This is a genomic window from Nocardia altamirensis NBRC 108246, assembly GCF_001612685.1.
Classification (GTDB): Bacteria; Actinomycetota; Actinomycetes; order Mycobacteriales; family Mycobacteriaceae; genus Nocardia; species Nocardia altamirensis.
Map to the genome: position 1 here is coordinate 108,701 of NZ_BDAY01000036.1, position 10,143 is coordinate 118,843.

Here is a 10,143-nt window from a genome sequence, read left to right on the forward strand (position 1 = left end):
ATCCGCGGCGAGCAGCGCGGCGAACTCCTTCCCACGATCGATCATGCTGGGCGCCTCTGCCGGGCACCCGGTGTTGCCCGATCCCCGAAACGATGCATAATCGACGCAACAGGTTGTCGGCGCGAAGAGCCAGAACACCCATCGCCCTCTGCGTGACCGAGCGCGATGGCAAGCATTCGGCACTTCGCACGGATTCGACCGACAGCGAGGAGGACCTCATGGACCAGCCCACGGCGCCGCGGTCCGGTGGCGTGCGACGGATCGCGGTCATCGGCAGCGGAGTGGCCGGACTGACCGCAGCCTGGGTGCTGTCCGGATCCGCCGAAGTGACCCTCTACGAAGCCGACAACCGGCTAGGCGGTCACGCCGATACCCATGTGGTCACCGCAAGCGATGGTGCGACGATCGGCGTCGACACCGGATTTCTGGTGCACAACGACCGCACCTACCCGACGCTGCTGCGCCTGTTCCGCGAACTGGGCATCGCCACGCAGGACTCCGACATGAGCATGTCGGTACGCTGCGACGGCTGCGGGCTGGAATACGCGGGCGCCCGCGGGCTCGGCGGACTGTTCGCCTCGCCACGATCGCTCACCCGCGCCCGCTACTTGCGGCTGCTCGCCGAGGTGCCCCGGTTCCACCGGCTCGCGAGCGCCGAACTGGCGCACGACACCGAAACCGGCCGCACACTAGGTGAATTCGTCTTCGCCACCGGCTTCACCGACTACTTCGTCACGCACTTCCTCGTCCCGCTCGTCGCCGCGGTGTGGTCGTGCGATCCGGCCACCGCGTTGCGCTACCCGGCCAGGTACCTGTTCACCTTCCTCGACCACCACGGCATGCTGACGGTGTTCGACTCCCCCACCTGGCGCACCGTGACCGGCGGCTCGGCCACCTACGTCCGCGCGATCGCCGACCGGCTGGACACCGTGCTGACCGGCACGCCGGTACGGGCGGTGCATCGGCTCGCCGACGGCGTCGCGGTGCGTGACGACTCGGACGAGGTCATGGTGTTCGACGGCGCGGTCGTCGCCACCCATCCCGATCAGGCGCTGCGGCTGCTCGCCGAGCCGACCGACGCCGAGCGCGCGGTGCTGTCCGCGCTGCCGTATTCGGTGAATCACACTGTGCTGCATACCGATACCTCAGTGCTGCCGCGCGCGGAGCGGGCCAGGGCGTCCTGGAACTACCGACTCCCGTCCTGCGCAGCACAGCCGGATCGGGTGCTGGTCAGCTACGACCTGAGCAGGCTGCAGCGGCTCGACGGCGACCGCCGGTTCCTCGTCACGCTCGGCGACGGCGACCGCGTCGATCAGGACCAGGTCATCGATCGGATGGTCTACCAGCATCCGCGCTACACCGTCACCTCGCTGGCCGCGCAACGCAGGCTGGGCGAGATCGGCTGTGCGCGCGTGCGTTTCGCAGGCGCCTACCACGGCTGGGGCTTCCACGAGGACGGTGCGCTTGCCGGACTGCGCGCCGCAACCCGGCTCGGCGCCCGCTGGCACACCACCCCTGTCGCGGCTGTGCACACCTCGTGAACAGCGCACAGATCGTCCGCACCCGGATCCACCACGTCCGGCACAGCCCGCTGCATCACGAGTTCCGCTACCGCAGCTACAGCTGGCTGGTCGACCTCGACGACCTGCCGCGGCTGCCACGGTGGCTGCGACCGCTGGCCGGGTTCCACGCCGCCGACCATCTCGGCGATCCGGCCCGTACGCTGCGCGCGAACGTCGACGACTACCTCGCCGGGCAGGGCATCGACCTCGCGGGCGGCCGGGTCACCATGCTCGCCAACGCGCGCGTGCTCGGTTATGTCTTCAACCCGCTCAGCGTGTTCTGGTGTCGCGACCACACCGGCGCCCTGGTCTGCGTCCTCGCGGAGGTGCACAACACCTACGGCGAGCGGCACTGCTACCTGGTTCGCCCCGACCGGAACGGCAGGGCGACCACCGACAAGCAGTTCTACGTATCCCCGTTCAACGAGGTGCGCGGCGAATATCGAATGTGCGTGCCCGAACCCACCGATCGCCTGCGGGTTTCCGTCGCGCTGCACGACAACCAGCCGATCTTCGCCGCCTCGATGACCGGTCGTTGCCAACCGGCCACCGTCCGTACCATCCTGCGCGCGACAGTGGCAGTACCCCTTGCCCCGCTTGTGGTCTCGGCGCTGATCCGCAGGCACGGCGTGCATCTCCTGGCACGCGGCCTGCGCCCTGTCCCCCGACCGGTCGAACACTTCGAGGAGTCTTCGCGGTGAGCAGCCACACGCACGTCACGATCCGCCCCTCGACCTCGTGGCCTGATGTCGAGCACGTCCCGAGCGGCACCGGGGCCGCCCTCGCCGCGCTGGTGGCGGACCGACTGTTCCGCCGGGCGGTCCGCAGGCTGGCGATCGTGGTCGAATACCCGGACGGGACGATGATCGGCGGTGGTGCGGCGGATTCGCCGCGGCTGATCCTGCACCGCCCCGCCGATTTCGCCACGCGTCTCGGCGTCGGCGGACTGATCGGCTTCGGCGAGGCTTACATGGCCGGCGACTGGTCCGCGCCGGACCCGGCCGCCACGCTGACCGTGTTCGCCGCGAACATCGAGACGCTGGTGCCCGCACCACTGCGCGCGTTGCGCCGCCTCTACGTCGCGAAACAGCCTGCCGCCGAACGCAATGCCGAAACCAACACCCGCGGCAACATCGCCAGGCACTACGACCTGTCCAACAATCTCTTCGAACTGTTTCTCGACGAGACGCTGACCTACTCCAGCGCGTTGTTCCCCGCCACCGCGCCGCCGCCGCGCTGGGCCGACCTCGCCACCGCCCAGCGGGCGAAGATCGACCGCATACTCGACTGCGCAGGCGTCGGTCCCGGCACCAGGCTCCTCGAAATCGGCACCGGCTGGGGAGAATTGGCGCTGCGCGCGGCCGCCCGTGGCGCGACGGTGCGCTCGGTGACACTGTCGACCGAGCAGCGTGCGCTTGCGCTCGGCCGGATCGCCGCCGCGGGCCGGTCCGACCAGGTCACCATCGATCTCCTCGACTATCGCAGGGTGACAGGGGAATTCGACGCGGTGGTCTCGGTGGAGATGATCGAGGCCGTCGGATACGAATACCTGGACACCTTCTTCGAAACCATCGACCGGGTCCTTGCCCCCGGCGGACGCGCGGTGATCCAGGCGATCACCATGCCGCACCACCGCATGCTCGCCACCCGCCGCACCTACACCTGGGTGCAGAAGTACATCTTCCCCGGCGGCTTCCTGCCGTCCACCCGGCTGCTCGCCGATGTGGCCGCCCGCACCACCGGACTCGTTGTCCGCGAACAACTGTCGATGGGCGATCACTACGCGCACACGCTGCGACTATGGCAACAGCGATTCAACGCCCGTGCCGACCGGGTTGCCGAACTCGGCTTCGATCCGATCTTCCGGCGCATGTGGCGGCTGTACCTGGCGTATGCCGAGGCCGGATTCCGGTGCGGCTACCTCGATGTGCACCAGATCCTGCTGACCCGCGAGGCGCCCGCCTGAGGTCAAAATCGGGCGGGGCCGAGGGGATGACCTCGGTCCAGCCTGCGGTCTCGGCCGAGCAGATGACTCAGCGCCGAGCCGAGATCCGGTGCGCGGAAACGATGTCCGGCCTGCTCGAGCACGGCGGGGACCACCCGCTGACTGGCCGCGGCGAGTTCCTGGGCGCCCTGCGTACCGAGCAACAGCGCAGGCCCGAACTCGGGCACCGGAAGCAACGCGGGCCTGCGCAGCACACTCGCGAGGATGTGGGTGTACTCGCTGTTGCGAACAGGCTGTGGCGCAACGGCATTCACCGGGCCCGCCAGGGTGTTGTCCCACAGCGCACGGTAGTAGACGTCGACGAGATCGTCGATCCCGATCCAGGACAACCACTGTTCGCCGTCACCGATCCGCCCGCCGAGACCTGTCGCGAACAGCGGCCGCAACAGTCGCAACGTGCCGCCGCGCGGCGACTGCACGATTCCGGTGCGCACCGTGACCACCCGAACTCCGGCAGCGGCGGCGCCGTTGGCGGCCGTCTCCCACGCGTCGACCACGTCGGCGAGGAAACCGCCGCCGCGCGCGGCCGCCTCGGGCAACCGCTCGTCGCCGCGGTCGTAGCCGTAGTAGCCGATCGCGGACGCGCTGACGAAGACAGGAACCCCTGCGCGCGCGGCGACGGCCGCGAGGCGCTCGGTCGGCCCGATGCGGCTGTCGAGGACGGCCTGCTTGTGGTCCTCGGTGAATCGGCCCGCGATCGACGCACCCGCCAGGTGCACGACGGCATCGACGCCGTCGCACAGGTCCGGCACGGGATCGTCCGGGTCCCATTGCCTTTCGCCCCGTCCCGGTGCGTGCCGGACCAGCCGGACGACGGTGTGTCCGCCGGTAGTCAGGAAGGCGGTCAATGCGGCGCCGACCAGACCGGAGGCGCCGGTCACCGCGATCGTCTTGGCCGTCCAGCCCGCGCGCGCCGCGTCGGCGTGCGCGGCGAGGTCGTCGGCGAGCTGCCGGTATCGGTAGTCGAACATCGGCCGCAGTGCGAACGCGGGCACCGGCGACTCGACCCGATCGAGCACCTTGGTGTGCGCCTCGTCGACGGCCTCGAAGTCGTGAGTGTGCCGCCAGCGCACCAGGTTTGCGGGCAGCGAGGCCACGCCGTCGACGGCGATGCGGTCGACGAACCGCCGCGGTGGGTCGTACTCGTCGGGATCGTGCCTGGCCACCCAGCGCAGCCCGACCGGCAAGCCGAGCACGGCCTGACCGTCGGCCAGCGAATCGGCCTCGGCCAGTATCGATACCGGCTGCCACGGCGGCGCGAGCCTGGCGAACGCGCCGGGCCGGGTATGCCACGCGAAGACCTCGGACCTGGGTGCCGCGACAACGCTCGAACACTCGATGCCCATCACTCGACTCTAGCGAGATACCGCGCCATTGCAACGTTCATGCATCATTTACTGGCGGATCCGGCCGCTGCGCACGAGAATTGCCCCATGACCGCTGCGGCCGCCGTGTTCGACACCCTGCTCGACCGGACGATCGCGCCGGGGTACACCCGACTCGGCTTTGGATGGCGGCGACGCCACTGGCCCGCCGACGATCCGCGGCCCGATGCCATGCGCGGCCGCACCGCGCTGGTGACCGGTGCGAACTCCGGCATCGGCAAGGCGATCGCGGCGGGACTGGCCGGACTCGGCGGCACCGTGCTGCTCGCGGTCCGCGATCGTGCGCGTGGCGAGCAGGCGTGCACGGAGATTCGGGCCGCCCACCCGGCCGCCGATGTCGCCGTGATCGTCTGTGATGTGTCCGATCCGCAGTCGGTGACGGCCTGCGCGGACGAACTCGCCGACCGGCTGGCGCGATTGGACGTGCTGATCCACAACGCGGGCATGCTGCCACCCGAGCGCACCGAGACCGCCGAGGGACACGAGCTGACGCTGGCCGTCCACGTGCTCGGCCCGCTGCTGCTCACCGAACGGCTCGTGCCGCTGCTCGGCGCGGCCGACGCGGCCAGGGTGATCCTGATGTCCTCCGGCGGGATGTACTCCCAGCCGCTTGCCGTCGACGATCCGGAATACCGGCACGGTCGCTACCGGGGCGCGATCGCCTACGCCCGCACCAAGCGCATGCAGGTGGCGCTGACTCCGCTGCTCGCCGAACACTATGCGCCACAGGGCATTGCGTTCCACAGCATGCACCCCGGCTGGGCCGACACCCCCGGCGTCGTCACCTCGCTGCCGCTCTTCCACCGGATCACCGGTCCCCTGCTGCGCAGCCCAGAGGAGGGTGCGGACACCGCTGTCTGGTTGGCCGCGACCGCGGCAACGCTGCCGTCCGGCCAGTTCTGGCACGACCGGCGGGTGCGCCCCGAGCACTACCTGCGCCGTACCCACTTTCGCGCCGACGACCGGGACCGGCTCTGGCGGTTCTGCCGGGAAGCCGCTGGTCTCGACGTCGACTGAGACTGCGCCGGAACACGATCGCCCAACTGGAACTTGTTCTACCATGTGTCGAGTCATCGTCGACATCGGAGGAACGTGCCATGCCGTTGGAACCCTCGGCCGCGGACCTGTTGACCGCCGTCCAGGCGTCGCCCAGGGCGGTCGCCGCACACGACAAGTCGGCATGGGTCGACCTGTTCACCGCCGATGCCGAAGTCAACGACCCCGTCGGGTCCCGTCCCCATATCGGCCGTGCGGCCATCGAGCGCTTCTACGAGACCTTCATCGCCCCGAACACCATCGCCTTCCGGGTCGATCGCGACATCGTGCACCCGCCGACCGTCGTGCGCGATCTGACCATCGAGACCACGATGGCGACCGGCGCCAGGGTCTCCGTGCCGATGCACCTGCGCTACCAGCTGGCCGACGAAGACGGCGACTGGAAGATCACCCATCTGGCCGCGCATTGGGAACTGGCGCCGATGATCGTGCAGCTGTTGCGCACCGGCCCACGGGGATTCGGCGCGGCGCTGCAACTCGGTCCGCAACTGATCACGCATCAGGGTGTCGACGGCGCGCTCGGCATGCTGCGCGCGCTCGGTGGCGTCGGCCGGACCGGGAAGCGGGTAACCGGACGGCTTTTCGCCGCGGCGGGCAGCACCGACATCACGCGGGTGCGCGGCCTGCTCGGCCACTACGCTGTGGTCGAATTGCCAGCGGGCACACCGGTATCGGTGGAGGAGTTCACCAACCGGGCGCGAAACATGCGGTGGAGCAAGCTGATCGCCGCTGGTCGCACGGTCACCGCATCGGTCAGGATCGGGGACGCACGGGGCGTCGCACTCGTCGAGTTCGCGGCGAGCTCGCCGCACATCGCCGCCGTCCGGTTCTTTCTCGATCATCGGTGAGATCGACTGCCGGACAGGCGAATCATGGCGATGCGCGCATCGCCATGACCGGCCTCATCGGGTGAGCTGAACCGATTCGACCTGCGGCACTGCCTGCGGGTACTCCGCCCAGCCTGGCGGGCCGAAGATGTAGCCGAGCCTGCCCCGCCAGGTGGTGGCGCGGCGCACGTCGCCGATGAGCCCGGCCAGCTCGTGAAAGTTGACCTTCACCGGATTGTCGGTACCGATGTTCTTGGTGAGGCCATAGCGAATGGGCTCGGATTCGGCGGCGAAGCTGCCGAACATGCGGTCCCAGATGATGAAGACGCCGCCGTAGTTCTTGTCGATATAGGGCTGGTTCGAGCCGTGGTGGATGCGGTGGTGCGCCGGGGTGTTGAACAGGAACTCGATCGGACGGCCGAGCGTGCCGACGCGCTGGGTGTGGATCGGGAACTGGTAGAGCAGGCCGATGCTCTGCAACAAGAAGATCATCCAGACCGGGAACCCGAGCAAAGCCGCTGGCACCCAGGCCATTCCACGCAGGATGTTGGCGACGGGATGGAACCACGGCAGCCGGAGCGCGGTGGAGAAATTGAAGTACTCACTGGAGTGGTGCACGCTGTGCGAGGTCCACAGCAGCCGGACCCGATGGTCGGCGCGATGCGCCCAGTAGTAGCAGAAATCGGTGACCACCAGGCCGAGCACCCAGACCAACCACGACCGCGCCGACAGGTGCAGCGGCGTGATCGCGGCCGCCAGCACCACGGTGGAGAACGGAATCAGGTACTGCGTCACCTGTTTGGCGAACCGCCCGATGACGAACGTCGCCACGTTGGACGCGGTGTCGCGGCCGGACGCGGTATTCGCGGGCCGATCGGGGTCGCGACGGTAGCTGAGCCACTCGACGAACATGAACAACGCGAATGCCGGAATGGCGTAACTGAACAATTCCACCGGGCCCATGAGAATCTCCTTCGCCGTCGCCGGTGCTTCTCGACGATACGGACGGCGGCCTGCGGAAACATCGCGCCGACGAGGGATTCGGCGTCCCCCGCACGGGGGACGCGACACCGCTGCCGCCGGGGCAGAGTTAGCGGGCAGCATCCCAAGCCTGCGGCATCGATCTCGCTACGATCGCCTGCGACGGCTCCGACGACCCGAAGGCGGTGGCGCACCGGTGGACGTGAGCAGATCGCTGGCCCGCCAGTCACTCCTGGTCGCGGTGGTCGCCGCGGTGATCGACGGGGTGGTGCTGTGGTTGTCCGGCATGTTCAGCTACGCCCCGTGGCACACCACCGCAGCGATGATCGGCATCGTCGCGGGTGATCTCGCGCTGGCCGCGCCGCCGCGCACGGCGGGCGTGGTCGCGGTGGCCCAGGTCGTGGTCCGGCTGCTCGCCGCCTGGCTGATGCACACCCACGGTCTCGCCGCGCGGATCACCGACGTCGGCTTCCTGGTGGCCGGGTACCGGGCAGGCGCCTGGCTGTCTGGCCCGACCTCGGTGCTGACCATGCTCGTCATGTGTGGCGGCGTGACCTTCTCCCAGTTGATGATCGTGCGCGACACCACCCGCGACTGGCGGCTGCTGCTCGCCTCGACGGTGTCCGCGGGTTGCGTGCCGTGGTTGGTCGGCCGCTACACCGCGGCGCGCGGCGCCTACCTTGCCGAGCTGGAGCAGCGGGAACGCCTGCGCAAGCAGGAACATCAGGTTGCGGTCGAGCGCGCGGTGGCCGACGAGCGGGCCGCCATCGCGCGGGATCTGCACGATGTGATCTCCCATCACGTCAGCGCCATCGGCATCCACGCAGGCGCGGCCCGAATGGCCATGGCGGACAGCACGAATGGCCCGGCGACCCGGTCGCTGACCGCGGTCGAGGCCAGCAGTAGAGCGGCGCTGGTCGATCTGCGCCGTCAGCTCGACCTGCTGCACGGCCGCGACGACTCCGGCCAACGCCAGCCCGGACTCGCGGATATCGATGGACTGGTCGACTATGTGCGTACCGCGGGGCTGAATGTCGAAGTGATCGTGCACGGTTCGGCGGTCGTACTCCCGGAGTCCTTGGACCTCACCGTGTATCGCATCGTGCAGGAGATGCTGACCAACGCGTTGCGCCACGGTGATGGCGAGCACGCGCTGCTCGACGTCGACTACCTGCCGACGCGGGTGGTGATCCGGGCGACCAATCCGCTGCCGCCGGTACCGGCGACCGACCGCACCGCGGTGCCGCGCGGGCTGGCCGGGATCCGCCGCCGCACCGAGCTTTTCGACGGCGAACTCGACTACGGACCCGAGGCCGAAGGAACCCGGTGGCACACCACGGTTTCGCTGCCGATAGGGGGCGCATGAGCATCCGGGTCCTGATCGCCGACGACCACAGCATGTTCCGCTCCGGGCTGCGCGCGGTCGTCGACAGCCAGGCCGACCTCGACTGTGTCGCCGAGGTCAGCGACGGCCGCGCCGCCATCGCCGAAAGCCTCAGGCTGCGACCGGATGTGGCGATTCTCGACGTGCGCATGCCCAAGCTGGACGGGCTCACCGCCACCGAGACGATTGTCGCGGTGGGCGGCACCAGGGTGCTCGTGCTGACCACTTACGACAGCGACGCCAACCTCTACCGCGCGCTCCAGGCCGGCGCGAGCGGGTTCCTGTTGAAGAGCCTGCCACCGGAGGAGCTGGTCGCCGCCATCCGCATCGCGGCCCGCGGTGACGCCCTGATCGATCCGTCGATGACCCGGCGCCTGGCCGCCCGGTTCGCTACCACCCTCGCTCCGCCGCACACCCCGCCGGAGGTAGAACAACTCACCGCGCGCGAACTGGAGGTGTTGCTGCTGCTCGCCGATGCGCACAGCAATGCCGAAATCGCGGCGCGGCTCGGTGTCGGCGAGGAGACGGTGAAGACCCACGTGTCCCGAGTGTTGGCCAAGCTCGGGGTGCGCGATCGCATCCACGCGGTCGTGTACGCGCATCAGCACGGCCTGGTTTCGCGCTAGCTTTCTCGTCTCGTCCGGCTCTGGCGTCCTGCGAGGCGAGCTCGCGCGCGGTCAGTACAGCCGCGCTGCGGCACGCCCGGCCAGGGTCCCCGAAGTCCGACAAAGTGGACGTACGGTGAAGCAGACTGCCCAGTCTTCTTGAATGGAGCGCTATGCGTTGTGATCGCACCCGTGCCGCCATCACGGTCGTCGCGTGTTCCGCACTGTTGCTGTCCGGAGCCGGGGCCGCCGCGCACGCCGCCCCCGCGTCCCGCACCCACACGCCCACCGAGAAAGCCCTGATCGACCGGGCCAAGCAACGGACGACCAGCGCGCGC

General features: G+C 69.2%; 9 protein-coding genes. 7 read left to right on the forward strand and 2 right to left on the reverse strand.

What is annotated here, in order from left to right; all coding sequences use genetic code 11:
• Positions 1–218: 218 nt before the first annotated feature.
• From NA11_RS20155 to NA11_RS20165, 3 genes are read left to right on the forward strand one after another with little or no spacing between them, the layout of a single operon-like run.
• Positions 219–1,541, forward strand: coding sequence for an NAD(P)/FAD-dependent oxidoreductase (locus NA11_RS20155; RefSeq protein WP_084654838.1), 1,323 nt, complete (start codon positions 219–221; stop codon positions 1,539–1,541).
• Positions 1,538–2,263 (forward strand): DUF1365 domain-containing protein, encoded by a 726-nt coding sequence (locus NA11_RS20160; protein ID WP_084654831.1) that lies wholly within the window; start codon positions 1,538–1,540, stop codon positions 2,261–2,263. Before NA11_RS20155 ends, NA11_RS20160 begins: the two co-directional genes overlap by 4 nt.
• Positions 2,260–3,528, forward strand: coding sequence for an SAM-dependent methyltransferase (locus tag NA11_RS20165; protein WP_069163484.1), 1,269 nt, complete (start codon positions 2,260–2,262; stop codon positions 3,526–3,528). The genes NA11_RS20160 and NA11_RS20165 overlap by 4 nt, the downstream gene beginning before the upstream one ends.
• A gap of 2 nt (positions 3,529–3,530) precedes the next feature.
• Here NA11_RS20165 and NA11_RS20170 read toward each other — a convergent pair whose 3' ends face one another.
• Positions 3,531–4,913: a TIGR01777 family oxidoreductase gene (locus NA11_RS20170; RefSeq protein ID WP_069163485.1), complete on the reverse strand. Its 1,383-nt coding sequence runs from the start codon at positions 4,911–4,913 to the stop codon at positions 3,531–3,533.
• Positions 4,914–5,000: 87 nt separating this feature from the next.
• Here NA11_RS20170 and NA11_RS20175 point away from each other — a divergent pair, with 87 nt between their 5' ends.
• Together NA11_RS20175 and NA11_RS20180 are read left to right on the forward strand one after the other, a co-directional pair.
• On the forward strand, positions 5,001–5,969 hold the full coding sequence (locus tag NA11_RS20175) for an SDR family NAD(P)-dependent oxidoreductase (RefSeq protein WP_069163513.1): 969 nt from the start codon (positions 5,001–5,003) through the stop codon (positions 5,967–5,969).
• 80 nt (positions 5,970–6,049) lie between these two features.
• A complete protein-coding gene (locus NA11_RS20180; protein WP_069163486.1) occupies positions 6,050–6,856 on the forward strand; it encodes a nuclear transport factor 2 family protein in 807 nt (268 codons plus the stop codon).
• 54 nt (positions 6,857–6,910) lie between these two features.
• Here NA11_RS20180 and NA11_RS20185 read toward each other — a convergent pair whose 3' ends face one another.
• On the reverse strand, positions 6,911–7,798 hold the full coding sequence (locus NA11_RS20185; RefSeq protein ID WP_069163487.1) for a sterol desaturase family protein: 888 nt from the start codon (positions 7,796–7,798) through the stop codon (positions 6,911–6,913).
• Positions 7,799–8,012: 214 nt separating this feature from the next.
• Here NA11_RS20185 and NA11_RS20190 point away from each other — a divergent pair, with 214 nt between their 5' ends.
• Positions 8,013–9,182 carry a sensor histidine kinase gene (locus tag NA11_RS20190; RefSeq protein WP_069163488.1) on the forward strand — a complete coding sequence of 390 codons (1,170 nt, stop codon included), beginning with the start codon at positions 8,013–8,015 and terminating at the stop codon, positions 9,180–9,182.
• Entirely contained in the window at positions 9,179–9,826 is a 648-nt protein-coding gene (locus NA11_RS20195; protein ID WP_069163489.1) for a response regulator, read from the forward strand. The genes NA11_RS20190 and NA11_RS20195 overlap by 4 nt, the downstream gene beginning before the upstream one ends.
• Positions 9,827–10,143: the final 317 nt, after the last annotated feature.

What these genes read in the sequence shown, in the direction of transcription:
- NA11_RS20155 (WP_084654838.1), top strand. Translation starts at nt 219, where the DNA reads ATGGACCAGCCCACGGCGCCGCGGTCCGGTGGCGTGCGACGGATCGCG.
- NA11_RS20170 (WP_069163485.1), bottom strand. Translation starts at nt 4,913, where the DNA reads ATGGGCATCGAGTGTTCGAGCGTTGTCGCGGCACCCAGGTCCGAGGTC.
- NA11_RS20175 (WP_069163513.1), top strand. Translation starts at nt 5,001, where the DNA reads ATGACCGCTGCGGCCGCCGTGTTCGACACCCTGCTCGACCGGACGATC.
- NA11_RS20180 (WP_069163486.1), top strand. Translation starts at nt 6,050, where the DNA reads ATGCCGTTGGAACCCTCGGCCGCGGACCTGTTGACCGCCGTCCAGGCG.
- NA11_RS20185 (WP_069163487.1), bottom strand. Translation starts at nt 7,798, where the DNA reads ATGGGCCCGGTGGAATTGTTCAGTTACGCCATTCCGGCATTCGCGTTG.
- NA11_RS20195 (WP_069163489.1), top strand. Translation starts at nt 9,179, where the DNA reads ATGAGCATCCGGGTCCTGATCGCCGACGACCACAGCATGTTCCGCTCC.